24 protein-coding genes and 1 tRNA gene are annotated in these 25,709 nt (G+C 39.5%); 8 read left to right on the top strand and 17 right to left on the bottom strand.

Annotation, left to right across the window (positions count from 1 at the left end; genetic code table 11):
- The first annotated feature begins 189 nt into the window (after positions 1-189).
- Positions 190-2,316 carry a winged helix-turn-helix domain-containing protein gene (locus tag PNIG_RS01755; RefSeq protein WP_089367651.1) on the top strand — a complete coding sequence of 709 codons (2,127 nt, stop codon included), beginning with the start codon at positions 190-192 and terminating at the stop codon, positions 2,314-2,316.
- Between the two features lie 155 nt (positions 2,317-2,471).
- Positions 2,472-2,801 carry a 5-carboxymethyl-2-hydroxymuconate Delta-isomerase gene (locus PNIG_RS01750; protein WP_058372437.1) on the top strand — a complete coding sequence of 110 codons (330 nt, stop codon included), beginning with the start codon at positions 2,472-2,474 and terminating at the stop codon, positions 2,799-2,801.
- A gap of 147 nt (positions 2,802-2,948) precedes the next feature.
- Here the strand turns inward: PNIG_RS01750 and PNIG_RS19995 are convergent, their stop codons facing one another.
- Positions 2,949-3,116, bottom strand: coding sequence for a hypothetical protein (locus PNIG_RS19995; protein WP_011327041.1), 168 nt, complete (start codon positions 3,114-3,116; stop codon positions 2,949-2,951).
- An 8-nt stretch (positions 3,117-3,124) separates the two neighbouring features.
- The gene (locus tag PNIG_RS01745; RefSeq protein ID WP_255319064.1) at positions 3,125-3,829 is read right to left on the bottom strand and encodes a zeta toxin family protein; all 705 of its coding nucleotides are present in this window, start codon (positions 3,827-3,829) and stop codon (positions 3,125-3,127) included.
- 57 nt (positions 3,830-3,886) lie between these two features.
- On the opposite strand from PNIG_RS01745, the gene istA reads away from it, so the two are divergent.
- Both istA and istB read left to right on the top strand, forming a co-directional pair.
- Entirely contained in the window at positions 3,887-4,921 is a 1,035-nt protein-coding gene (gene istA / locus PNIG_RS01740) for an IS21 family transposase (RefSeq protein ID WP_089367649.1), read from the top strand.
- Positions 4,918-5,691 (top strand): IS21-like element helper ATPase IstB, encoded by a 774-nt coding sequence (gene istB / locus PNIG_RS01735; protein WP_089367648.1) that lies wholly within the window; start codon positions 4,918-4,920, stop codon positions 5,689-5,691. The genes istA and istB overlap by 4 nt, the downstream gene beginning before the upstream one ends.
- Positions 5,692-6,143: 452 nt before the next feature.
- On the opposite strand, the gene PNIG_RS01730 is transcribed toward istB, so the two are convergent.
- The 3 genes from PNIG_RS01730 to PNIG_RS01720 form a co-directional block, all read right to left on the bottom strand.
- Positions 6,144-6,220 (bottom strand) — tRNA-Ile (locus PNIG_RS01730).
- A gap of 306 nt (positions 6,221-6,526) precedes the next feature.
- Complete coding sequence (locus PNIG_RS01725) at positions 6,527-6,685, bottom strand: YqaE/Pmp3 family membrane protein (protein WP_011327039.1); 159 nt, start codon at positions 6,683-6,685, stop codon at positions 6,527-6,529.
- A gap of 75 nt (positions 6,686-6,760) precedes the next feature.
- A complete protein-coding gene (locus PNIG_RS01720) occupies positions 6,761-7,324 on the bottom strand; it encodes a BON domain-containing protein (RefSeq protein ID WP_011327038.1) in 564 nt (187 codons plus the stop codon).
- Between the two features lie 314 nt (positions 7,325-7,638).
- On the opposite strand from PNIG_RS01720, the gene PNIG_RS01715 reads away from it, so the two are divergent.
- Positions 7,639-8,304 (top strand): LiaF domain-containing protein, encoded by a 666-nt coding sequence (locus PNIG_RS01715; RefSeq protein WP_011327037.1) that lies wholly within the window; start codon positions 7,639-7,641, stop codon positions 8,302-8,304.
- A gap of 270 nt (positions 8,305-8,574) precedes the next feature.
- Positions 8,575-9,378, top strand: coding sequence for an inositol-1-monophosphatase (suhB, locus tag PNIG_RS01710; RefSeq protein WP_011327036.1), 804 nt, complete (start codon positions 8,575-8,577; stop codon positions 9,376-9,378).
- A gap of 278 nt (positions 9,379-9,656) precedes the next feature.
- Here suhB and secF read toward each other — a convergent pair whose 3' ends face one another.
- The 5 genes from secF to queA all read right to left on the bottom strand — a co-directional run bounded on the left by secF (position 9,657) and on the right by queA (position 15,164).
- Positions 9,657-10,604, bottom strand: coding sequence for a protein translocase subunit SecF (gene secF / locus PNIG_RS01705; RefSeq protein ID WP_089367647.1), 948 nt, complete (start codon positions 10,602-10,604; stop codon positions 9,657-9,659).
- Between the two features lie 9 nt (positions 10,605-10,613).
- Positions 10,614-12,473 (bottom strand): protein translocase subunit SecD, encoded by a 1,860-nt coding sequence (gene secD, locus PNIG_RS01700; RefSeq protein ID WP_011327034.1) that lies wholly within the window; start codon positions 12,471-12,473, stop codon positions 10,614-10,616.
- A gap of 19 nt (positions 12,474-12,492) precedes the next feature.
- Complete coding sequence (gene yajC / locus PNIG_RS01695) at positions 12,493-12,828, bottom strand: preprotein translocase subunit YajC (RefSeq protein ID WP_011327033.1); 336 nt, start codon at positions 12,826-12,828, stop codon at positions 12,493-12,495.
- A 26-nt stretch (positions 12,829-12,854) separates the two neighbouring features.
- Positions 12,855-13,982, bottom strand: a complete 1,128-nt coding sequence (gene tgt, locus PNIG_RS01690) for a tRNA guanosine(34) transglycosylase Tgt (protein WP_089367646.1) — start codon at positions 13,980-13,982, stop codon at positions 12,855-12,857.
- Between the two features lie 150 nt (positions 13,983-14,132).
- Positions 14,133-15,164: a tRNA preQ1(34) S-adenosylmethionine ribosyltransferase-isomerase QueA gene (gene queA, locus PNIG_RS01685; RefSeq protein WP_011327031.1), complete on the bottom strand. Its 1,032-nt coding sequence runs from the start codon at positions 15,162-15,164 to the stop codon at positions 14,133-14,135.
- A 200-nt stretch (positions 15,165-15,364) separates the two neighbouring features.
- On the opposite strand from queA, the gene PNIG_RS01680 reads away from it, so the two are divergent.
- A complete protein-coding gene (locus PNIG_RS01680) occupies positions 15,365-17,896 on the top strand; it encodes a two-component system response regulator (RefSeq protein ID WP_089367645.1) in 2,532 nt (843 codons plus the stop codon).
- A 210-nt stretch (positions 17,897-18,106) separates the two neighbouring features.
- Positions 18,107-18,319, top strand: coding sequence for a hypothetical protein (locus PNIG_RS01675; protein ID WP_011327029.1), 213 nt, complete (start codon positions 18,107-18,109; stop codon positions 18,317-18,319).
- On the opposite strand, the gene PNIG_RS01670 is transcribed toward PNIG_RS01675, so the two are convergent.
- The 7 genes from PNIG_RS01670 to pstB all read right to left on the bottom strand — a co-directional run bounded on the left by PNIG_RS01670 (position 18,316) and on the right by pstB (position 25,690).
- The gene (locus PNIG_RS01670) at positions 18,316-19,254 is read right to left on the bottom strand and encodes a hydrogen peroxide-inducible genes activator (RefSeq protein WP_089367644.1); all 939 of its coding nucleotides are present in this window, start codon (positions 19,252-19,254) and stop codon (positions 18,316-18,318) included. The genes PNIG_RS01675 and PNIG_RS01670 overlap by 4 nt on opposite strands.
- Before the next feature lie 68 nt (positions 19,255-19,322).
- A complete protein-coding gene (locus PNIG_RS01665; RefSeq protein ID WP_089367643.1) occupies positions 19,323-20,549 on the bottom strand; it encodes an RNA-guided endonuclease InsQ/TnpB family protein in 1,227 nt (408 codons plus the stop codon).
- Between the two features lie 156 nt (positions 20,550-20,705).
- Positions 20,706-21,809, bottom strand: coding sequence for an RNA-guided endonuclease InsQ/TnpB family protein (locus PNIG_RS01660; RefSeq protein ID WP_089367642.1), 1,104 nt, complete (start codon positions 21,807-21,809; stop codon positions 20,706-20,708).
- 175 nt (positions 21,810-21,984) lie between these two features.
- On the bottom strand, positions 21,985-23,253 hold the full coding sequence (locus PNIG_RS01655; RefSeq protein WP_041454322.1) for an inorganic phosphate transporter: 1,269 nt from the start codon (positions 23,251-23,253) through the stop codon (positions 21,985-21,987).
- A 39-nt stretch (positions 23,254-23,292) separates the two neighbouring features.
- Positions 23,293-23,970, bottom strand: coding sequence for a TIGR00153 family protein (locus PNIG_RS01650; RefSeq protein WP_089367641.1), 678 nt, complete (start codon positions 23,968-23,970; stop codon positions 23,293-23,295).
- Positions 23,971-24,118: 148 nt separating this feature from the next.
- A complete protein-coding gene (gene phoU, locus PNIG_RS01645) occupies positions 24,119-24,820 on the bottom strand; it encodes a phosphate signaling complex protein PhoU (RefSeq protein WP_011327025.1) in 702 nt (233 codons plus the stop codon).
- Between the two features lie 42 nt (positions 24,821-24,862).
- Positions 24,863-25,690 (bottom strand): phosphate ABC transporter ATP-binding protein PstB, encoded by an 828-nt coding sequence (pstB, locus tag PNIG_RS01640; RefSeq protein WP_011327024.1) that lies wholly within the window; start codon positions 25,688-25,690, stop codon positions 24,863-24,865.
- Positions 25,691-25,709: the final 19 nt, after the last annotated feature.

The raw sequence follows: 25,709 nt of genomic DNA, 5'->3' as shown, positions 1-25,709 counted from the left end.
AGGTATCTCGTTTATATCCCTATTTTATATCTATTTAACATCTACTCCTTTGCAATCATTCACTTAAGTGTTTATTATTAAACAGCTGTTAATTAATAAACGCACAACTCATCGTGCAACTTTGCTTTTAGCTGTATCTGTAGTTACTTTTTCAAACTGTAAATATATTAAGGTGTGAATGCATTATTTATGAAAACTAAGTCGCCATTTTCAGTAGGAAACTGCCACGTTTCTCCATTTGAAAATAAGCTAAACCATGCTGACAATGAATGTATTTTACAACCTAAATTTATTGAACTACTTTGTTTTCTAACCGAATGCTATCCACACGCCGTTACTCGCGAAGAATTAATTGATAACGTGTGGGATGGTAATCAATTTGTGGGCGAAAAAGCCCTGACTAATGCTATTTGGCACTTACGAAAAGCATTTAAAGAGCTCGACCCTAGTAATACCTATATAGAAACATTGCGTAAAACAGGTTATCGCCTAGCACAACCTCCTCGCTTTACTACAGCTGATGAATCTGCTCAAAAAAATAACAATACACCTAAAACAAAGTACCTTTACCCTTTTATCCTCAGTGTTTTATTAATCATTATTATCTGTGGCAGCTATTTATACTCTTTAAAAATGCCACCAACGAGCAAGCAACACGTAGCAGATATCCGCCTTTATGAACATATAGAAACTATTACAACAAGCCCTGGCCGTGAGTTATTTCCTGCCATATCGAACGATAATCATTTTTTAGTTTATTCTTGGCGCCGCCCAGGTTTCAAAGCTAATTTATACTTACGCGATCTATATATGCCAGAACAAGCTGCCGTTGCCTTAACAGACACCCCTTTTATAGAAGGGCGTGCCGTTTTTAGTCATGACCGTGAGCAGCTATTTTATTATCAACGCGGAGCAGGCAGCAGTTGTAAAATTATAAAATATACGCTCGCAAACGCAAAAAAAGTAACCCTTGGTGAATGTGGTAATCGCCTCAGTACCGATTTAGATATCAACGCTACAGATAGCCAATTAGTATTTATTAGCGGCAATAAAAATAGCCAAGTAAATCAAACTCAGCTTAATTTAGTCGATTTACACTCAAGTCCGCATGCAATCACACAAGTGCCTTGCCCTAATAATTGCCAGTTTTATGATGAGTCTGTGGTGTATTCACCCGATGGCAAGCAACTCGTTGTATCGCGTAATCTACCATCCGGGTTTGAAGAGCTATTTTTAGTCGATATTAATACCGGCAGTGCCCAACAGTTAACATCTGGGTTTGTTGAAATTAAAGGTGTTGATTGGCACCCTAAAAAAGATTTACTGGTGTTTTCAGGGATTAAAAAAAGTAAACGACAAGGCTATTTTTATAATTTCACCACTAAAACACTAACAAACGCCCACGTAGACGGCTTAAGCTACCCTGAGTATGCACAAGATGGGAGCCTATACTTTCATCAGTGGAATACTGATTCAGCAGTAATGCGAGTAGCAACTAATAACGCAGTGGCAAGTTCACCCTTCCCCATTTTATCTACGCACTTTAATACTCGCTTTCCTGATTATAATGAACGCAGCGGTAAGTTAGCATTTGTATCGAATGAATCTGGATCTAAAGAGCTTTGGGTAGCAAATAAAGATGGTACCGCTCGCAAGCAATTAACTCAGTTAAAAACGAATATTTACAGCCCTATTTGGTCTCCAAGCGGACGCTACATTGCGTTTGTAGTAGCAAAAAGAGGCGAGCATGCCTTTTACGTTTATGATTTTAACTCGCAAACCAGTACCGCATTAACAACCAATTTTAGTAGCCATGGTAAACCCAGTTGGTCGCATGATAGCACCAACGTATTAGTATCAGATGGTGAGCATGTATTTCGTTTTGATTTAAAAGGAAACAACCTAGGACAAGTGATTAAACAATCCACCTTATATGCCTATGAAGATAAGCAAGGTGCGCTTATATTTGCCAACCCCGACGCCAAGCAACTCTGGATCAAGCCCCCTGGTAGCGAAAATGCGCAACTCCTCGTTGCGTCTATTAATTTATCTAACCATACATCATGGTACTACCAAGAAGGCGAAACACAAGCACTGTCACGCGTGTATTACTTTAATGTAGCGCAGGGCGACTATCGCTTAAGTTACTATGACTTTGCCTCAGCGAGTCATCACGACATAATACGCCTACCTGAGCGTTCATTTAGCAGAACATCTGGCTTAACTTATATTGCTACCGCTGGTTGGTTAATTTATACCTCTTATAAATCTCCGCAAATAGATATTAAGCGAATAGATGCAAAGTATTTACCCTGAGCAACATAATTGTTCATTACGATTACCTGATTGCTACAGTGTCATGATTTAATTTTTTTTAGCTATAAAATTCACTCGCCCAGGGGTTAGCGAGTAACCTGGTATTTGGTATAATAAGGTTCACACATGTAGTAACTCATAATAGGAACGCCTAAATGCCGCACATTATTATTGAACACTCAGAAGACCTCCCTGTATTACCACAAGTACTTGTAGAAAAAATTCACAACGCCGCTTTCCAAAGTAATCTATTTGATTTAGAAACCATAAAAACACGCGCTATTTCCTATCAGCAATATCTACTGGGCGCAGGCAGGTCGGGGTTTATACATATCGCGGTACACATTTTGGCAGGGCGTTCTATTGAGCAAAAACAAATGTTAAGTGAGCAACTACTTGAGTGTTTAAAAACCTATTGCAGAGCATCAGACAGCTTAAGCGTTAATATTTACGATATTGAACATGAGATCTACCGCAAAAATTAATTTATCGAATACTGCCGAGAAAACCCAGTGTTCAGAACGAAGTAATGCCGCAGGGATGAATCATATGTCACTCCTGTTTTCTTAATGCTACTAAAATGACATAGATTTCTAAACAGTAAAAAGTCCCTTGTTGGGACTTTTTACTAATTATCTTTGGATAGCTGAAGCTTTATTTACGACTTGAACCTGGGAAGAAATAGCTCGCTCAATAACTTGGCTATAAACTCGCTTCTTCTCGCTTGAGCTAGAATCTAACACAAAGTCTGAAAGCTTAGAGTTTTGCGTTGGCTTTGGCTTAATTAAATTTGAAAACATAAACTCTCCTAAAGCTCGTTTTTTGAGCTGGATGGTGATTCTATCAGGCTCTCCAGATCTTCTCTAGTGAATTTTTCATCTAAATGATGCTCTATAGCCTGAACATTACCGTGATAAAAACGAGTTTTACCTTTGTTATTTTTAACTAATAAATCAACTTGTATTTGACTACCAAAATTTAACTTAAGCTCCCTTATAACCTCCTGAGAGGCAAAGAACTGATCAATGAAGATATTTGGTAGAATTCTACGCCCTTCTAGCTTTTCTCTTGCCTCAACGAACTCCCAAGCGAGTTCTGGCTTCTGATATACAAACAAAATAAGTACCTGCCTTCCCTTGCGAATAGAGCGTTCAATATTCTTTTTTGCAACATCATAGCTTGCCAAAGTTCCATCTAACAAAAAAGACTGCTTGTTTTTAAACGCATGGTCAAGTGTCCGCTCTACGATAAAAGAAACTGCGCGATGAAATAAATACGAGTTATCACCTGAATAACCAGGTATAAGCTCTCTTAGCTCATCAGGATCAAGCCTTAGTACATTATCAGCTCCAATTTCTTCTAAAAAAGCTTTTGATGTCTCAGTTTTACCTGCACCTGGTGAACCTGACATAAAAACAGAAACAGGCCTTATGTCTGAAGGGAACTCGTTTTTATCTGTTAGTTTGCGAGCTATACGTGTTCTATTGTTACCAGCAATGCAAAAATGATCCACTTCAACAATTGAAATCTGATCCAGTTAACTTAACACTGGTGCTTTTCGGTAAGCACCATGATTTCAAAAGAAGAGTTCATGAAAATAAAAGTCTTAGCCATGCAAGGCATGTCTCAACGAGCCATTGCTAAACAGTTAGGCATATCGCGTAACACCGTTAAAAAATACCTTCAAGGTGATTTTGACGAGCCGCATTATGCTACTCGTAAAACGGGTATTTCAAAATTAGAGGCCTTTAAACCATATTTGCATTCTCGGTTAGCTAAAGCTGCTCCAATACACTTATCAGCCGTTGTTTTACTCAGGGAAATTAAAGAGCAAGGCTATACCGGAGAAATATCGTTACTACGTCAATACCTGCATCAATATCGAGGGAGCGTTGAACCCCAACCCATTATTCGCTTTGAAACAGAAGCAGGTAAACAAATGCAAGTTGATTGGGGCCAAATGCGAGGTGGGAAATCACCTCTGCATGCCTTTGTCGCTGTTTTAGGCTATAGCCGTGCATTGTTTGTCGCGATTACTGACAACATGCGCTATGAAACGCTCGAAGCATGTCATCGCCAAGCCTTTGAGTATTTCCAAGGCATTCCACAGCAAGTGTGGTATGACAACATGAAAACCGTTGTTATAGAGCGTGATGCTTACGGTGAGGGTAAACACCGCTTTAATCAGCATTTTTACCAATTTAGTAAAGAAATGGGGTTCATTCCAAAGCTATGTAAGCCCTACCGCCCGCAAACAAAAGGCAAAGTAGAGCGAATGGTACGCTATGTGCGCGATAACTTTTATCAGCCATTGGCCACTAAATTATCTGCCCTTGAACTTACTTTGGACGTTGAAACTGCCAATGTTGAAGTCATTAACTGGTTGAACACAGTGGCTAACCAGCGTATTCACGACACAATAAAAGTAAAACCCGCAGATAGATTAAAAGAAGAGCAGACATACCTTCAATCTTTACCCCCGCTCCAACCTGTTGCACCACCACAGCCGGCAGAAGTGAGCATGCCTTTATTTGATATGTCCTTCGAGACTCAACCGTTACATCATGATTTAAACATTTACGCGCAGTTTTCGGAGGCTTTATGAACTTACAATTAGCACGTTTGCATGAGCTAACAGAGGAGCTTCAACTCGCTGGTGTTGAAACGAACGCGACAGCGCTAGCGCAGCAAGCAGCAAAAGAAGAATGGGATTATTTACAGTTTCTAGAGCGCATACTGCAAAGCGAGCAGAAGCACCGGCATCAACGTAAACAGGTTATGTTTACACGTATGGCTGGGTTTCCGTCATTAAAATCGCTCGAGGAATTTGATTTTACGTTCGCCACTGGTGTGCCCAAAAAACAGGTTAACGAGCTTGCCACACTCTCGTTTATTGAACGAAAAGAAAACATCGTTCTGCTCGGGCCATCTGGTGTAGGCAAAACACATATTGCCAGTGCGCTAGGTTACAAGGCAGTGCAAGCAGGCTTGAAAACCCGCTTTATTAGCGCATCTGATTTAATATTGCAATTAACCACCGCCCAACGACAAGATAAGTATAAACAAGTGATGCAGCGGTCAGTGCTGGCACCCAGGCTACTAATCATTGATGAAATAGGTTATTTACCGTTTAGTGCTCAAGAATCCAAGTTATTGTTTGACGTCATTGCAAAGCGTTATGAAAAAGGAGCGATAATACTCACAAGTAATCTCCCATTTGGACAATGGGGAAGCATTTTTGCGAATGATACAGCGTTAACATCAGCTATGTTAGATAGAATTTTACACCACTCACACATTGTTCAAATTAAGGGGGAAAGTTATAGAATTAAAGAAAAGAAACAAGCAGGGTTAATGGAAAACCTTAATAAATAGTGGATCAATATTCAAATGGTGGAGTGGATCACTTTTCGGTTGTTGTTGACATCTATTGCTTTTTGCAAAAGTTATAGCCTGCTGCTCTAGTTCTTCTGGTGTCATATAAAGCCTTAATCATCTCTACCCAGTATGTCACTTAAGTAGTTATTCGCAAGTGATTCAAATTCAGAGTAAGCCTCATATTTAAAAGCAGTCTGTTCTCTTTTTTCCCATTGGTAAATTATCTATTTTGTATTATTAATAAAGACCCCCCCTGTAAAACAGGGTAATACAAGCATCAAAGCTTTATAGAACGAAACATCTTTGATGTAAGGCTAATCTTTTAATACATACAATTTTTTATTCACAATTAGTTGCTCTAATAAGTTAAGTTTTTTGTTATTGTGAGAAGTATCAAAGGGTAATTTCGGTTAGTAGATATTTGTATTTACTTGGGAAGCTTGTAAAAGTGGTGGCCCCTCCCAGACTCGAACTGGGGACCTAACGATTATGAGTCGTGTGCTCTAACCAACTGAGCTAAGGGGCCAACTTTTTGTATAACTGTAAACAGTTAATTTTTTAAGAAGCGTTTAGTCACATAGCGACTAAAGCGGGGTGCAGTATAAAAAGTTTTTAGGGGCTTGTCACTAGCAAAAGTCTTTATTTTAACAATCAATGGTCTAACTGCTTAAATAGTAATCTTTTTATGGGTGTAATATTAAAATTTGCAGAATTTAGGGTTAATACTGGCAGCTAAGTAAAAGTGAAATGGAAGGCTGTATATCGCGTAATTTACAAATTGAGCTTTAAACAAGCAACTCACAGCTTATATTACGCGACAAACAGAAATGAATTATTTTTTTGCGATAATGTATATTGCATGTATTACTCCAGGGAAGTAACCAAACAACGTAAGTAAAATATTTATCCAAAAATGTAAGCCTAAACCCACCTGTAAAAATACTCCCAGTGGTGGCAGTAAGATTGAAAAAATAATACGTATAATATCCATAAATATTCTCCTTATTTATAAACTAAAAAGCTTATAAGCAAAAACCCAGCAGAGCTGGGTTTTATAAATACTATGTTACTTTGCAACTATCGTTAGTTTATCTACTACATCGCGAACATCTTCTGCATTTTTAGCAATTTTTACTGCAAGCTGTTTTTCAGCATCTGAGTTCACTGTACCGGTAAGAGTAACTACACCGTTGTCAGTATCTACATCAATGTTTGTACCACCAACTTCTGAGTTAAATAAATAACGCGTTGTGATGACTGTGGTAATTTTAGCGTCGGTTAAGCCGCTACCATCATCATCTTTCATGTTGTCATGGCTTTTACTGTTCATGTTTTTCACAACAGTAAGCTGGTTATCAACATCGGTTACACCATCTAAACTCAGTACAAGTTCTTCTGCTAACTCTTTGTCGAGTTCGCTATTAACTTTACCTGTTAGTATAACTTTGCCATTTTTTACATCAGTGTTGATGTCAAAGTTATTGAGGTTAGTGTTCATAAGAAGTACTGTTTCAGCCTTACCATCAATCCAAGCATCTTTACTTTCATTTTCCCAGCTGCTCGCTTGAGCACCCATAGCCGTAGTACCTAAAACTAACGCCGCAATGATAGATTTGTTAAATGTTTTCATAATCTTTCTCCTTTTGATTAAAGACACTTTAATTAATGCCAGCTTTAGGCCAACTTTAATAAACAAGTAAAATCATGAACTTAAGGCGGGATATAAAATAACTTTACTTTGTATACATCACTTTTTTACCGACTTATCGGTAAAAAGTTCTCAGTAGTGAAAATAACTAGATAATTACCATTTTGGTTAATGGATCGTTAATATAACAAAGTCACAAATAGGCTAAAAACATAACAAGCTGATTAATAACAATAATATTTTTGGTATATGCTTTGCTTATATAGTGACAATAGTAAAATAAAAGGAATACCCTAATGAGCGTAAAAATAACAGACCGCCCGCAAGAGCAAGTGCGTGAAGAAGTGATTGATCAACTAATTTATAATTACAGCCACGGAGTTATTTCTGTAGAAGCATTTGAAAGGCGTTTAGATGAGGCAATGGCTACAAATAATAATGAAGTCCTTGTTAGCTTAGTTGAGGATTTAACCCTTAATACTGATCAGCAATATAATGCCCAAAAACATTCGCAATTTTCACCCAATTACAGCGCTCAGCAATTTAGCCAGAGTGACTTTACATTACGCAGTATTTTAGGCTCCAATGAAAGAAGTGGCCAGTGGATTGTGCCTAAAAATATTTACCTGACTAACTTTATGGGCTCGGTAGTACTTGATTTTACCGATGCTATTTTTACCCACCAAGAGATAACGATTCATGTTAACTGTATTTTTGGCAGTGATGAAATATACGTACCAGAACACGTTAATGTAGTATCAAAAATGTTTAGCATTATTAGTAGTGTTGAAAATAAAACAGTGGCACTTAACAAGCATCAAGGCCCGACCATCCATATTGAGGGAAAGGCTATTATGGGCTCGGTAGAAATAAAGATTAAGCGCACCATTAAAGAAAAATTTATTAGCTTTGCTAACCAATTAAAAACCCAACTTGGTGGTAAAAGTGGTACTCCAATGTGATGAACTACCTATAAAAGCATGTTCATAGCTTTTAACTTGGGCCCAGGTTAAAGAGTAAAAAACATGCTAAATTTTTAAAGCACTAGAACACATTTAAAAAGTGCTTTGCAGATTCATCAATGCTGAATTTGTATAAAATGCCCTGCACATCAAGTAAGTACAAAAAACAAACAAAAGTATTTAGGCTTTGTTGTTTACTTTATGGCAAAAGTCGCTAAAATACGCCAGCTAAAATATATAAACGTTCTTTTACAACCCAAAGGTAATACCATGCATCCAATGTTAAACATTGCGGTTCGCGCTGCGCGTAACGCAGGCAAAATTATACTTCGTGCAAGTGAAGATTTATCAAAAGTTGAAGTTCAACAAAAAGGCACTAACGATTTAGTGACTAACATTGATAAAGAAGCTGAAGCTATAATTCGCGACACCATTTTACGCTCTTACCCTGATCACTGCATTGTTGGTGAAGAATTAGGCGAGCATAAAGGTAAGGATGCAGATTACCAATGGATTGTTGACCCGCTTGATGGCACAACTAACTTCATCAAGGGTATTCCTCATTTTGCGGTTTCTATCGCACTTAAAGTAAAAGGTCGTTTAGACCAAGCCGTTATTTATGATCCAATTCGTGGTGAGCTTTTCACTGCCTCTCGTGGTCAAGGCGCACAACTTAATAGCAAACGTTTACGCGTTTCTAAAACAGTTGATTTAGGCGGTTCAATCTTAGCTACTGGCTTCCCTTTCAAGCAAAAACAACACCTAGATGCATACACAGAAGCGTTTAAAGCTTTATTCATACATACAGCTGATATCCGTCGTGCGGGCTCTGCTGCGCTAGACATGGCTTATGTTGCTGCTGGACGCGTTGATGGCTTTTTCGAAATTGGTTTAAAACCTTGGGATACTGCTGCAGGCGAGCTATTAGTAAAAGAAGCAGGCGGCATGGTTGTAGATTTTGCTGGCGGCGTAAACTATAACAATAGTGGTAACATTATCTGTGGCGCACCTAAGCTAACTCAAGCAATAATTCGCGAAATTCGCCCTGTATTAACTGAGTCATTACTTCGTTAATAAAAACTGCATGGTTTAAAAAAGGAGCTTAGGCTCCTTTTTTGTTGTCTGCAAAAAATTATTTATGACGATTAAACTGCTTAGTGAAACAATTAACTTTGTATCTCGCTTTTTATCCTTTAGCGCAGCTTCAGTATGATAAGTGTTAATACCACAAATAAAATGGCATCGTTTTATTTAAGAGTAAAGCAGTGGTAGTTAATGTATTGAATACTTGGCTTTAGTGCAGACAATAAAAAACCGCCCAGATGGGCGGTTAATATCGGCTCACAAATCTATTACGGCATAGCGTCTAGATCAGCACCTTCTTTTTCAATCACTTCTGGTATTAAATCTTCTTTACTGACGCCAAGTGCAATAGCAACTGAGCTGGCAACGTAAATAGATGAATAAGTACCAATAAACACACCAAATAACAATGCTGTAGCAAAGCCATGAATGGTTTGACCGCCCCAAATAAACAAGGCAATTAATACTAAAATAGTGGTAATTGACGTTACTAAGGTACGATTAAGCGTTTGTGTTAAAGACATATCGATAATTTCTATCGTGTCATCAATACGCACTTTGCGAAAGTTTTCACGAATACGGTCAGATACTACAATGGTATCGTTTAGTGAGTAACCTATTACCGCTAATATAGCCGCTAATATGGTTAAATCGAACTCTAAACCTAATACCGAAAATAAGCCTACGGTAATAATAACATCGTGAATTAAGCCACTTACAGCGCCTACTGCAAAACGCCATTCAAAGCGAAACGCTACATAAATCAAGATACAAATAAGTGCAGTTAACATGGCCAGGCCACCCTGCTCTTTTAAATCTTCACCTACGCTTGGGCCAACAAACTCAATACGGCGCATTACTACGCTTTCGTCTGCTAGCTTTAGTGCAGCAATAACTTGGTTACCAATAACTTCAGCTTTTACGTCATCGCCGCGCGGCGCTAAACGAACTAAAATTTCTTGGCTTGAACCAAACAATTGTACCGATGCATCTGCAAAACCATTTTCGGCAAGTACATCACGCACCTTTTTAAGATCTGCAGGTTGCGAAAAGCCAACTTCAACGGCAGTACCACCGGTAAAGTCTAAACCAAAGTTTAAGCCTTTAGTAAAAATCGCTATAAATGACGCTAAAATTAATAACGTTGAAAAACCCATTGCCACTTTACGAAGAGACATGAAACGTAGGGTTTTGCTACCCAATTTTAAAATTTGCATGGCTACTCCTTAAATTGAAAGTTTATCAACACGTTTACCGCCGATAAATAAGTTGATAATCGCGCGCGTACCAACAATAGCTGTAAACATTGACGTTAAAATACCAATTGCTAACGTAACCGCAAAGCCTGCAATTGGGCCAGTGCCAACAGCAAACAAAATAACGGCAGCAATTAAGGTGGTGATATTAGCATCAAAAATAGTGCTAAATGCACTGTCATAACCAAAATGAACGGCTTGTTGAGGGCTACGGCCATCGGCCAGCTCTTCACGAATACGTTCAAAAATAAGTACGTTGGCATCAACCGCCATACCTACGGTTAGTACAATACCGGCAATACCTGGCAGAGTAAGCGTTGCGCCTGGAATTAACGACATAACACCAATAATAAGTACTAAGTTAGCAGCAAGCGCAAGGTTAGCAACCATGCCAAAGCCTTTGTAGTAAATAAGCATAAATGCAAGTACGAATGCAAAACCAAGTGCTACCGCGGTCATACCTGCTTCAATGTTTTCTTGCCCTAAGCTTGGCCCTACGGTGCGCTCTTCAACTATTTGAATTGGCGCTACAAGTGCACCAGCACGTAGTAATAAGCTTAAGTTATGTGCTTCTGCTGGGTTATCAATACCGGTAATACGGAACGAGCGATCAAGGCGTGCTTGAATAGTTGCTACGTTAATAACTTCTTCAACCTTAATAGGCGGAAGCGCTTTACCGTCGGCATCTTTTTTACCTGATGGTTTGTATTCAATAAATACCGTGGCCATGCGCTTACCAATAGCTCGCTTGGTAAAGGCATTCATTTTTGCCCCACCTTTGCTATCTAGCGTAATACTTACTTGCGGGCGTTGGTATTCATCGCTACCTGATTGCGCGCCAGTAATATGGCTACCTTCAAGAATAATACGTTTTTTAAGTACCACAGGGTAACCGTCACGGCTCATGATCATTTCAGTACCCGGTGGGATACGACCTTGAGCAGCAGCGCTAATATCGGCGTTTTCTTCTACTTCGCGAAACTCAAGTGTGGCCGTTGCGCCTAAAATCTCTTTAGCACGAGCAGTATCTTGAATGCCGGGTAGTTGCACAATAATTCGCTCAGCACCTTGGCGCTGTACGTTTGGCTCAGCAACACCAATTTGGTTAATACGGTTACGAATAATCGTTTCGTTTTGCTTGATAGCGTAATCACGAATTTCTTTGAGTTTTTGCTCACTCATAGTCGCATAAAATGCGTTATCGTTACTGCTATCATCTATGTATACATTTAATGGATACTGCGTCTTTAAGAAGCGCTCTGCAGCGTCTTTATCTTCTTCGCTGCGCATTTCTACACGCATACGATCAGAGCCCGCTACACGGCGAACACTGCGATAACGAAGTTTTTCTTCACGTAGGTCGCTACGAAAGTCTTCTTCCATTTGCTCAAGCTGGTTATCAACGGCTGTCGCCATGTCAATTTCCATGGTGAAATGCACACCACCACTTAAGTCTAGGCCTAGCTTCATTGGGTTGCCGCCAACCGCTTTTAACCAAGCTGGTTGCGCTGGAGCCATGTTTATAGCAGAAATGTAATCATCGCTAAGAGAGTTACGCAATAAATCTTGCGCTTTTAGCTGCTCTTCAACGTTTCTAAAGCGAACGAGTATTTGCCCATCTTCGAGTTTCGTTGATTTAACACTAACGTTATGTTTTTTGAGGGTTGCGTTTACTTTGTCTATTACACTGAGATCAACATCAGCACCTTTAGCGCCAGAAACTTGTATAGCCGGATCGCGACCATACAAGTTTGGAGAGGCGTATAAAAGGCCAACGGCTACCACAGCTAAAACAAGTAAATACTTCCAAAGTGGAAACTTGTTTAACACGGGGTCGTCCTTATTATTTTTATAGCGACTTCATTGTGCCTTTTGGCAATACCGCAGTTACGGCTGATTTTTGTACTGTTACTTCTGCTTGCTCGTTTAATGAGATAACAACAAAATCTTTATCATCTGCAATTTTTACTATTTTACCCACTAAACCGCCTTGGGTAAGTACTTCATCACCTTTAGCCATCGCGCTCATTAAGCTTTTATGCTCTTTAACACGCTTAGCTTGCGGGCGATAAATCAAAAAGTAAAAAACCAAACCGAAAATAGCTAACATTATTAGCATTTCCATTCCGCCACCGGCAGATGCAGAACCAGTACTTGCGTGGGCATTCGAAATAAATAAACTCATGATACTTCCTCTTTAATTTTTAAAATTTAATTTGTTATATCTGCAAGCTCTGGCACGTCTTGGCCACGGCGAGCATAAAAATTCTGAACGAACTCATCTAACTTACCTGCGCTAATTGCGTTACGTAAGCCTTCCATAACACGTTGATAATAACGTAAGTTATGAATAGTATTTAATCGTGCGCCTAAAATTTCGTTACATTTATCAAGGTGATGTAAATAGGCACGTGAGTAGTTTCCACAGGTATGGCAATCACACTCAGGGTCAAGCGGGCCAGTATCTGTTTTATGTACTGCGTTACGTATTTTAACCACACCTGTGGTTATAAATAAATGACCATTACGAGCGTTACGGGTTGGCATAACACAGTCAAACATATCAATACCACGGCGTACCGACTCAACTAAGTCTTCTGGCTTACCTACACCCATTAAATAACGTGGTTTGTCTGCTGGCATTTTGTACGCGCAATGATCAAGAATATTGATCATTTCGTTTTTCGGCTCACCTACCGATAAACCACCTAATGCATAGCCATCAAAGCCTATTTCTTCAAGTCCGGCTTGCGATTGTGCACGTAACTCTGGGTACATACCACCTTGAATAATACCAAACAGTGCAGATGGGTTGTCGCCATGGCCTTCTTTTGAGCGTTTAGCCCAGCGAAGTGACAATTCCATTGAATCTTTAGCTTCTTTTTCGGTAGCAGGGTATGGTGTACATTCGTCAAAAATCATCACGATATCTGAACCCAAGTCGCGCTGTACTTGCATTGATGATTCTGGCGTCATCATAATTTTCTCGCCATTTACTGGGGAGCTAAATAATACGCCTTCTTCGGTAATTTTACGCATAGCACCTAGGCTGAACACCTGGAAGCCACCTGAGTCAGTTAGAATCGGGAAATCCCAATTCATAAACTTATGTAAACCACCGTGTTGCTTAATGATTTCAGTGCCTGGGCGCAGCATTAGGTGAAACGTATTACCTAAACAAACTTGCGCGCCTGTTGCTTTTACTTCATCCGGTGTCATGCCTTTAACAGTACCGTAAGTACCTACAGGCATAAATGCTGGAGTTTCTATTACACCACGGTCAAAAATCAAGCGGCCGCGGCGCGCTTTACCGTCTGTAGTGTCTAATTCAAATTTCATATTGTCCTCAATGTCGGAAAAACAGTCCAACAAGCTATAATTTAACCGCTCGATTCTACCCTTTTTACTGCGTTAATACTATTAACTGCGGTAAATTCAATGCTGATTTAAAAGCAAATAGCCAGCTTAAACAAGTAAATTTTGTGGTGTTTATTTACGGGTTAAAAACATCGCATCGCCATAACTAAAAAAACGATACTGCTGCTCTATGGCGGTGTTATATGCGCCCATAATATTGTTTTGTCCGGCAAAGGCACTTACCAGCATAATAAGCGTTGACTCTGGTAAGTGAAAGTTCGTGATCATGGCATCAACCACATTAAATTGATAACCCGGATAAATAAATATATCGGTATCACCAAAGTAAGTATCTAACTTACCACCGTGTACTTTTGCTGCCGATTCTAGAGAGCGTACAGACGTTGTACCTATGGCAATAACACGCCCACCATTGGCTTTAGTGTTTGCTACAGCAGCAACCACATCATCTGGCACTTCTATGTATTCTGAGTGCATAATGTGCTCATCTACCGTGGCAACACGCACCGGTTGAAACGTCCCCGCTCCCACATGCAGTGTAACAAAAGCCATTTGTACGCCTTTATTTTTTAGCGCGGTCATTAACTTATCGTCAAAATGCAAACCGGCGGTAGGAGCCGCAACCGCTCCAGGCTTTTCGCCGTACACGGTTTGATAACGCTCACGATCGGCTTCGTTATCAGGGCGATCTATATACGGCGGTAATGGCATATGGCCAATATCATTTAATATATCGAGTACGTTTTGGCTATGCTCAAACTCCAGCTCAAATAAGGTATCGTGACGCGCAACCATGGTTGCTTTTGCCTTGCCTTCAAGAATTACTTCGTTGCCTGGCTTTAGCGATTTACTCGCGCGCACATGTGCCAGCACTCTATGCTCATCAAGCACACGCTCTACTAATACTTCAACTTTTCCGCCTGACGCTTTTTGACCAAACATACGGGCAGGTATTACTCGCGTGTTATTAAACACCAACAAGTCATTTTCGTTAACTAATTCAAGCAAATCACTAAATACTTTGTGCTCAACTACACCACTTGGGCCATCTAGGCTCAATAAGCGGCTACTTGTTCTGTCTTGCTTAGGAAAACGAGCAATTAATTCGTCGGGAAGGTCAAAGCTAAAATCAGCCACGCGCATAGTTGGTAATCCACATCATTTAAAGTCGCGCCAAGTGTATATCTATCGCTTATGAAGCTCAAGAAATCAGGTAAATTCTCATTAAATTACACTTGTTTTACTGCATTTATTATCATGCCGTAAATACGCTTGTCCTAAGCGGTAAATATCATTACTCTTACTCTTTTGAATAATCGTGATTTTTTAGGGGTACTCTAAACGTGGTAAATCAGCTTAAATTGCTAATATTAAACGCCAGCAGTGCTGAGCGTGGCACTATTCGAGCCACTTTAGAGAAATTAAATGTTTTTGAATTTATAGAAGTATCTGATAGCCAACAAGCTTTAAAAATATTAAAAAAACAAGCCGTTAATATAATTATTACTGGCCTTGATGTAGGTAAAATTGATGGCTGGCGCTTCTCAAGAATGATCCGCTCGGGCTTATTAAATACCCCTAAAAATACCCCAATCTTACTTATTCCCCCTATTTATTGTGAACGAATAGCTGAAACTACTGCCCGCAGCTACGGTATTGATGCAGTATTACCTTTTGAGCGCCAAGACATGCTGCCGCAAGTGCTGGCAAGTGTGCTCGCTAACCATTTAGAAAAAAGCAGTCGTTTAAACCTCTTACTGTTAGAGCCGACTAACACTAAAGCCAATGAAATCAGCAAGCCGTTACTGCTCAATTTTTCGATCACCCATGTTACCTCGAGCCAAGCCGCGCTTAATGCTTATAACCAGCAACAATTTGCAATTGTTTTACTTGATGCAACCGCTGCAAGAGCAGAAGAGTCGAGCGTGCTAGTATCTGAAATTTTACAACATAATCCTATGCAAGCAATTGTAACTATTATAGATAGTGATGATGCAGATTATGCGGAGCAGCTTTTACTTTCGGGCGTAACCGACTTTATACGTGCCCCATACGATCCGCCATTTTTAAATAAAGTATGCGACCATGCAGCGCGTCGCGAAGACTTTATGGTGAGCTACGCTGAATTTGCTAACAAAGTAGAGCAACTGAGCATAAGCGAAGTGCGATACCGAGATTTATTTTCTGCGCATCAACGTATTTTATTGCATTTAAATACTGTCGTTCTAGAACTTGATCAGCAAGGGCTTATTCGCTTTATCAACCCAGCGTGGGAAGCATTGAGTGGCTTTGGTGTTAAATCGACACTACAACAGCAATTAACTAATTTTTGTATTGCTGAATGCCAAGTAAAACTACAAGCAACAATAGACGACATTCTTTGTGGTGGTGAGTACAAACAACAAGTTGAAATAAGGCTACAACATAAAAATGGCAGCCAAATTTGGGTTGAATGTCGGCTGCAGCTCATACAAAACAGCCATAATAACGCCACTATTACCGCCACAATCGACAATATTCATGAACGAAAACAAGCGGAACTGCAGCTGCGCCATTTAGCACTTCACGATACGCTTACTGGCCTGCATAATCGCTATTACTTTGACCAACAGCTGAATCGTATTTGCCAACCTCAGCACACGCATTCTGATATTGAACACGCGCTTATTTATATCGATTTAGATCACTTTAAAATAATTAACGACAGTAAAGGCCATCAACAAGGCGATATTGTTTTAAAAGAAGTAGCGCAATTATTTATAACAAACATAAGTACCGAGCATTTAGTGTGTAGAGTTGGCGGCGACGAATTTGCAGTGATCCTCAAACATACTAACTTGCTTGACGCGCATTTAATTGCCGAAGGTATATGTAACGCGATTGAACAAAATCAATTTAAATCTGAGGAGCAAATATACTCAATCAGTTGCTCAATTGGTTTAACTCAAATTACCAAAAAGAATTGCGACCCAAGCGAATGTTTAAAACAAGCTGATATTGCCCTGTATATCGCTAAAAATTTAGGTCGTAATTTAGTACATTGCTATGCAAAACAAGATGCCCATAACAATACGCTACAAACGGGTTTAGAGTGGGGTCATGGTATTCGCCAAGCGCTACAACAAGACAGCATTGAACTGCATTACCAACCAATTTGGGATTTTAGGCGCAATGAAGTTGCTTACTTTGAGGTGCTGCTGCGCTTAAAAATAAATGATGAACTAGTTTTTCCTAATCAATTTATTCCTTCATTAGAAATGCTAAACGATACTTTTTTAATGGATCAATGCGTTATTCGTAACACAATTGCTAATGTTGCCCTCTACCCAGAACTTAACCAAGTAGCTATAAATCTCTCTGCGCAGTCATTTTTAGATGAGCGTTTAGTGCCATTAATAGAGTCAAATTTAGCAAAGTATCAGGTTTTACCAACACAAATAATTTTTGAAATTACCGAATCTGCCAGCATTAACAACTTAGCAGCTACGCGTAAAATGATTGAAAAACTCAATATTTTAGGCTGCCACTTTTCCATTGACGATTTTGGCACCGGCTTCAGTACTTTTAACTACTTGAAACAACTGCCAGCACAGCATGTAAAAATTGATGGCTCGTTTGTTTGCGATATGCTCAACGACCCTATTGATTTAGCACTAGTAAAGGCCATTAACGACATTAGTCATTCACTCGATAAGCGCTCTGTGGCTGAGTATGTAGAAACCGAAGAAGTATTTTTTGCATTAAAAGAAATTGGCGTTGACTACGGCCAAGGCTATTTTATAGCTCGCCCTATGCCTATTAAAGGTGTTAAAAGTGAACTTGAAAAGATTTTAAAAAATAAAACGTTTTACCAACAACTACCTAGCAAAAAATAAACAGCTGTAAACAAAATTAAGCTCTTTACTACTATCATAATTATCTTTCTCGGCTATACTTTACTTACAAATCAGCAAATGTCGCGCAATTAATACGATAAGCGCAAAAAAACATGACATTATAAATCAGCCCAAATAAGACGACAATTTGTTGGATGTTGGATGTTGGATGTTGGATGTTGGATGTTATTAGAGTTTAAGGAGGTAAATATGACACAGCTAGTTGTTTTATTACTACTTATGCATTTTGCAATTGCGTTTCAGTGTTACCGATATGCACACATTAAAGGTTATCCTGTTCGGGTATTTACTGTATTAGGGCTAGTGCCTTACTTTAATCTGGTTGTTTGGGTTTATTTACTTTTTTTACCTAAACTAGAACCATATGAAAGCCATAACCATGAAAACAAGCAGCTATCTTAGCTGCTTGTTGCTGTCTCTTTAGCAAAGTCTAAACTACATTGGTGTTTTAAAAACACCTCTAATTGCTGGCTGAACAATTTAAAGTCGCGAATTCGTCCGGTTGTTTTACGCCACAAAATACCAATTTCACGGTATGCCTCATTCGCCGATGGAGTTGCTAGCATATTTTTATTATCTAAAATGCCGGCATTAATCGCCATTTGCGGTAAAAAGGTCACCCCCAACTGATACTCCACCATGCTCAATAAAGTATGCAAGCTGGCTGCTTCAAACGGGTTTATACAGCTGACACGGTTTAAATGACATGCACTAAGCGCGTGCCCGGTCATACAGTGCTCACGTTCTAGTAAGAACACGCTGGCGTCGGGTAATAAGTTAAAGTCTTGCACGTTCTTTGCTGGCGTGTAATCTTTGTGATGTACCAAACTAAAATGATCTCTAGCTAACACCTGAGTATGAAACTTATCGGTTTGATACGGCAGTGCTAATAAGGCTAAATCTATCTGACCATGCTCTAATTTATCGAGTAACTTATCGCTAGTATCTTCTACTAATACCAGTTCTAAATCGCAAAATTCTTGCTTACAAAAGTGATACAAAGGCGCGGCAATAAAGCTCGCAATAGTAGGAATAACCCCTACGGTTAACTTACCACTCAGCGGCGTTAAAAAGCTTTTAGTGAGCTCTTTTAAACTGATTGTGTCGTGAATAATTTTGCGCGAACGTTCAACTACTTCATCACCAATGGTGGTAAACATTAAACTGCGGTTTTCACGTTCAATAAGTTGGCAGCCTAGTGTTTCTTCTAAGTTTTGAATGGCTGTACTTAATGTTGATTGGCCAATAAAGCACGCACTAGCAGCGCGGCCAAAATGTTGATATTGATGTACTGCAAGTAAATACTGCAGCTGTTTTATACTCGGAAGATTAGTCATTTTTTCTTTCCACAAGTGAACTACTCAGCGACTAAAGATCACTGGGCTTCTACAATCTAGCTTTTGGGCTAGGCTGCTACTTTTTTCTCAGATCCAACAGCAAACTTCGATAGCTCGAAGACTTTCGTTTTAATAGCTGATTTCTGCTGAGATATGGGGTTAACCCTTGCGACAATTCCAGCCGCAATTAAATCTAATTCACCTGTTTTAGCTATACTTTTTGCCGCAGATAAGTCGCGACCTTGATATGTCCTGCAAGCCAAACAAGTGAAATTTCTATCTTTCAGTGTCAAAACATGATGCTGGCCGCATTCACTGCAAATCCCTGTGGATTTTTCAAATCTGCCAATTTCATGATAGATCTTACCTTCAAGCTCAGTTTTATACTTTGAAAGCTGAGTGATGAGCCCCATTACGTTGTCGGCCACCGTACTGCCATTAAATTTCTGCATTGCTTTTACATTTAAATTTTCAAAAATTAAAATATCATTTTCATTGGTTATCTGTCGTGAAATTTTATGCGCAAAGTCGAGCCTTTGCCTTGAGATTTTACCATGTAATTTATTGATGCGTTGTTTTGTTTTGTGCCAGCGATTAGAACCTTTTTTACGGCGTGCAAGCTGGCGTTGCAATTGATTCAGCTTCTCTTTTGATTGCTTTAAAAACTTTGGATTATCGGCAACATAACCGTTTGAGCCAACAACCGTCTGCTTTGAGTTAATATCAAAGCCTGTAATTGTTTTTAACACGCGAAGCGCGGCCTTGCATTCCACTTCTTGAGTTATACTACATTCCCATTTTCCGTGACGATACTGAACAGTCACGGTCTTGATTTTACTTGCTAATTTGCGATGTAAAATAATCGGAACTCTGCCGATTTTAGGGACACTAATAGCACCATTTTCAATGCGAATACAGTTGGAGTTGTTAACCGCCCGAAACGAGTCATTGTGAAGTTTTTTCTTTTTGTAAGTGATTTTATGTTTTGGAAAGCGTTGCAAACGACCTTTAGAGAATGCATTTTTCAACGCGGTTTCCAAGTCGCGAGCAACTTGCTGAGCCGCAGCAGAATCAAACGCTTTTATCCAATTAAACTCTTCAAAAGGCTTTAGCTCTTTAAGAACCGAGGCCATGTCTTTGTAAAACAAAAACGTTTTATCATACTCATATCGCCGCATGTTTTCAGATAACAACATATTCCAAATGCCTCGCGAAGTCGCGCCAAACTCAAAGAGTTTAACTTCTTGCTCTGGCGTTGGATTTAGCCTGTAGTTGTATCTAAGCGTCTTTTTCATACACTGTATAGACCACTGTATAAGCTCAGGTTGTCAAGATGCAATATGACATTGACATCCTCCCCCACCTCGCTTCGCGCCCGACAAGTCGGGAAAGGAGGGGGATTCCTGTTTCATAGCGTATCGCTTTAAATTCAAAAGAATCTAAAGTCTTACTTACGCTCCACAGGCTAACACTGTCTGCCCGACAGCTTTAATATTCAGTGCCGCATTTATGTCGCGGTCTAGCTCGCTAGAGCATTGAGGACACGACCATTTACGGATATGTAACGGCAAGGAATCGACAACCTGACCGCAGCAATTACAGCGTTTAGAGCTTGGATACCACTTATCAATCTTAACTACAGTTCGACCGTACCACTCAGCTTTGTAGGTAAGTTGGCGCACGAACTCGCCCCAGTTGGCATCGCTAATTGCTTTAGCAAGTTTTCGATTCTTGACCATGTTTTTTACGCTCAGACTTTCACAGCTAATCACTTGATTATCGTTTATCAATTGGGAAGTCAGTTTGTGGGTGAAGTCGTGACGACAATCAGCAATCTTTGCTTGAACGCGAGCGACTTTCTTTCTGGCTTTGTGGAAGTTAGAAGAACCTTTCTTCTTCTTCGATAGCACACGTTGAGTCTTAGCTAGTTTACTAGCGTAACGCTTGGTGTGACGGGGATTTCCAGACTTGAAACCGTTGGAGGCAATAACAAGATCAGTCAAACCTAAATCAATACCGACTGTATTTTTACTAATCGATAGTGGTTTTGGCTCGAAGCGACACAGACAAGATACAAAGTAGCGACCCGCACTGTCTTTGCTAATTGTAATGGTGGTTGGTTCGCTAGGCAGCTCTCGCGACCAACGAACATTTATAGGTTGCTTAGATTTAGCCATGAACAACTGACCATCAGTATATCTGAATGCTGCTTTGGTTAGTTGTGCGCTTTGTTTTGAGCGCTTCTTTTTGAAAGTTGGGTATTTAGCTCGACCCTCAAAGAAGTTCTTAAAAGCAGTTTGTTGGTTTCTGATTGCTTGCTGCAAAGGAACGCTAGAAACATCATTAAGCCAAGGGAACTCAGGGTTTTTCTTGAGTTCAGTTAGATAGCTTGATGCTTTGTTGTAGTTAATCTTGATTTGCTCATTGTAGTAAGCATCAGTACGCCAACGAAGAATAGAGTTGTAAACAAAACGCGTACAGCCAAACGTCTGTTCAAGTAAGGTTACTTGCTCAGGTGTTGGGTAGAACCGTTGTTTAACCGCTATCTCTTTCATGCCTTACAAGATACACAGTGTTTTTGTGAGATTCAAGCTCTATTGTTAGCGCGTTGCGCTAAAACCTTACATCCCCGACCTAAAGGACGGAGTTTTTCGGCTCAAATGATAAAAAGACCCCAACACCTAGGGCATTGAGATCTTTTCAAGCTAAAAGTCTTTAAGTACTTTTTTATTAAACCCCAAATGCGGTTCTTAGTACGTAGAAAATAACAATAGCAAGGCCTGCGCCCACTGGCAATGTAATTACCCAAGAAACTACAATGTTTCTAATAACACCCATGTTCAGTGCGGCAATACCGCGTGCCATACCTACACCCAACACCGCACCCACTAAGGTTTGCGTAGTTGAAATTGGTAAGCCTGTGCCAGATGCAATTACAACTGTTGAAGCAGCAGCTAATTCGGCAGCAAAACCACGGCTAGGGGTTAAATGTGTGATCCCTTCGCCAATCGTTTTAATTACTTTTTTACCTAAAATAGCTAAACCGGCCACAATACCAAAACCACCTAGTGGTAATATCCACCAAGCAATAGCCGCTTGTTTTGCAATTTCACCGTTGTTTTCAACAATACTTACCACAGCCGCAAGAGGACCAATAGCATTAGCAACGTCGTTAGAACCATGAGCAAATGCCATACAACAAGCCGTTAAGACCATAAGTACTGCAAAAACTTTTTCAACGTTATTAAATTGCATTTTTTTATCGGCCTGAGGGTCGATTTTTAAACGTGAAATTGCAATTTTACCAATAAAGCCTACTACTACTGCAATCGCAATAGATAGACTAATACCTTCCACTGTGCCTAAGTTAATACCAATATGTTTTAAGCCTTTTTTAATTGTCACAAGTGACATAATAAAGCCAGCTAAGCCCATATAAATTGGCACGAAACGTTTAGCATTTTTAAGCGGAGTAGCCGTATCAAAAATAAGCTTTTGTGCGCTCATAAATATTAAGTAGGCAATAAAACCCGATATAGCAGGCGTTACTATCCAACTACCAACAATTCCTGCAACCTTGTTCCAATGAATCGCTTCACTGCCTACTGCAACTAAAGCAAAACCTATAATAGCGCCAATAATAGAGTGAGTAGTTGATACTGGCCATCCTAAGAATGATGCCATTAATAGCCAGGCGCCTGCTGCAAAAAGCGCAGAAATCATACCTAATATCATTAATTCAGGAATATCCATAAATGGCGTTGAATCAATAATGCCATTACGAATTGTCGATGTAACTTCGCCGCCGGCCAAGTAAGCACCTGCAAACTCAAAGATCATCGCGATAAAAATCGCTTGTTTAATCGTTAGCGCTTTAGAGCCTACTGATGTGCCCATTGCATTGGCAACATCATTTGCGCCAATACCATAAGCCATAAAAAAGCCAACTGCTGCGGCAATTAAAATTAATACCGTGCCGTAAGATGCAATGATATCCATTGTGTAACCTTAATCTATCGTTTTTGAACTGATTTTAAATTAACGAGCTAACATCAGCTCAAGACGTGATCCTACGCGCTCTGCAATATCTGCAAGCTCGCCAACCCATTCAATGATCTTATATAAAAACATCACATCAACCGGGTTTAACTCACCTTCTACTGCGCGTAGTTGGCGGCGTATTTTAATTTGCATTTCATCCGTGTCTTGTTCTATGGTATCCAATTCAACGAGCATTTTTTCAACCAAGGCCACTTCGCGACCTTTAAAACCTGTTTCTAATAACTCTTCTAACTCATTTATCGCATTAGATGCTTGTTTAGTAGCATCAACACAACGTGTTAAATAAGCTAAAAAGTCGATTTGAATTACTTTTGGTATGATCATCTCACGACCAATTACACGCCCTGCAATGTCTTTTGCTTTATTGGCAATTTTATCTTGCTGGGTTACTAATTCGAGCAGATCTGTACGCTCTACCGGCATAAATAATCCACGCGGTAGTTGTAAACGTATATTTCTTTTCATTTCATCGGCTTCACGTTCTAAATTACGAATGGTTAAACGTAGCTCTTCAGCTTGTTGCCATTCTTCTTTAAATACGTGATTAAAAAAAGGAATCAAAGCTTTACTAGCTTGATGAACCTTTCGAATATGTTCTTCCATTGGTTTGATAGGAGATTTTGCAAATACTCCTAGAAACGCGTTAGTTTGCATAACTGACCCTTAAATCAATTTAGTATGCTGTGCGGCATGAATTTTACAGTATTAAGCTCGATTGTGAACGCTTTTTATTGCTCAACCGCCAGCAAACTAAAAAAAAATTATAATTCGTCGTTGTAATAAAAAGGACTAATTAAAAAAATTATAAAGACTTTTCTATATCTTCTTGAGATGTATGACGAATATCTTTTCCATTAACAAAATAAATAATATATTCAGCAATATTTTGACACCGATCACCAATGCGTTCTAATGAACGAACTGACCACACTAAATCCATAATTTTCGGGATTGAGCGCGGGTCTTCCATCATATAGGTCATAATTTGACGAATAATGGCTTCGTACTCTCTATCAACTTTAGCATCCTCTTTGTGTACTTCAAATGCACGTTGTACGTCCATACGTGCAAATGCATCAAGTACATCGTGCAACATTTTTGATACTTGGCGTCCCATATTTTCAATATTTACTAATAAAGCCTGTTGGTCTTTAGTAAATGAATCTAATGCAACTTTAGCAATTCGCTTTGCTTCATCGCCTATACGCTCTAAATCAGCAATGGTTTTTGCAATAGCCACCACCAAACGCAAATCGCTCGCAGCAGGCTGACGCCTGGCAATAATTCGCGTACATTCTTCGTCAATACTTACTTCCATTGCATTAACTTTATAATCATTCTCTCGCACTTTTTGCGCAAGCATAGCATCATTTTGGCTCACTGCATCTAACGCACTGTTAAGCTGTTGCTCAACCAGCCCGCCCATACTAAGCACAAGGTTGCGTACGTTTTCTAATTCTTGATTAAAACGGCCAGAAATATGCTTATTAATGTTATGTTCCATCGTTATTATCCTATCAATATTGTACACATAATATCGGCTGAATTAGCCGTAACGACCGGTTATATAGTCTTCTGTTTTTTTCTTATTAGGCGTTGTAAATAAAGTATTGGTGTCTGAGTATTCAATTAGCTCCCCCATATACATAAACGCCGTTTGGTCAGAAACCCTGGCGGCCTGTTGCATATTATGGGTAACAATTACCACTGTAAACTTGCTCTTTAAATCGTTAATTAGCTCCTCTATTACTAAAGTAGAAATAGGGTCTAGTGCCGAGGTAGGTTCATCAAGCAGTAATACTTCTGGCGAAATAGCAATTGAGCGCGCAATAACTAAACGTTGCTGCTGTCCCCCCGACAACCCAAAAGCGCTGTCGTGTAGCCTGTCTTTTACTTCATCCCACAGCGCTGCACCACGCAATGATTGCTCAACTACTTCATCTAATTTACGTTTGTCTTTAATACCTTGTAAGCGCAGACCATAAACCACATTTTCATAAATTGATTTAGGAAAAGGGTTAGGTCGCTGAAATACCATGCCTACGTTACGACGCAGCGCCGCTACATCAACGCTTTTATCGTAAATGTTTTGTCCATGTAGCAGTATTTCACCTTCTATGCGGCAAATATCAACTAAGTCGTTCATGCGGTTAATACACCGTAATAAGGTTGATTTACCACACCCCGACGGGCCAATAAAGGCTGTTACTTGGCCCTTTGGAATATTCATATTTACTTTACTCAGCGCTTGTTTATCGCCGTAGTAAAGATCGAGATCTTTAATCTCTAACGCTGTTTGCTCTGTGGTTAAATTGTCTAAGTCTAACTTCAAGCTGGTATTGGCTTGATTTACTTTTGGAGCGACTGAAATCATGTTTGTTACCTATTAAATC

The sequence above is a fragment of the Pseudoalteromonas nigrifaciens genome (assembly GCF_002221505.1).
Taxonomy (GTDB): domain Bacteria; phylum Pseudomonadota; class Gammaproteobacteria; order Enterobacterales; family Alteromonadaceae; genus Pseudoalteromonas; species Pseudoalteromonas nigrifaciens.
The sequence above is the reverse complement of the archived record's forward strand: the minus strand, read 5'-3'. Positions and strand labels throughout refer to the sequence as shown.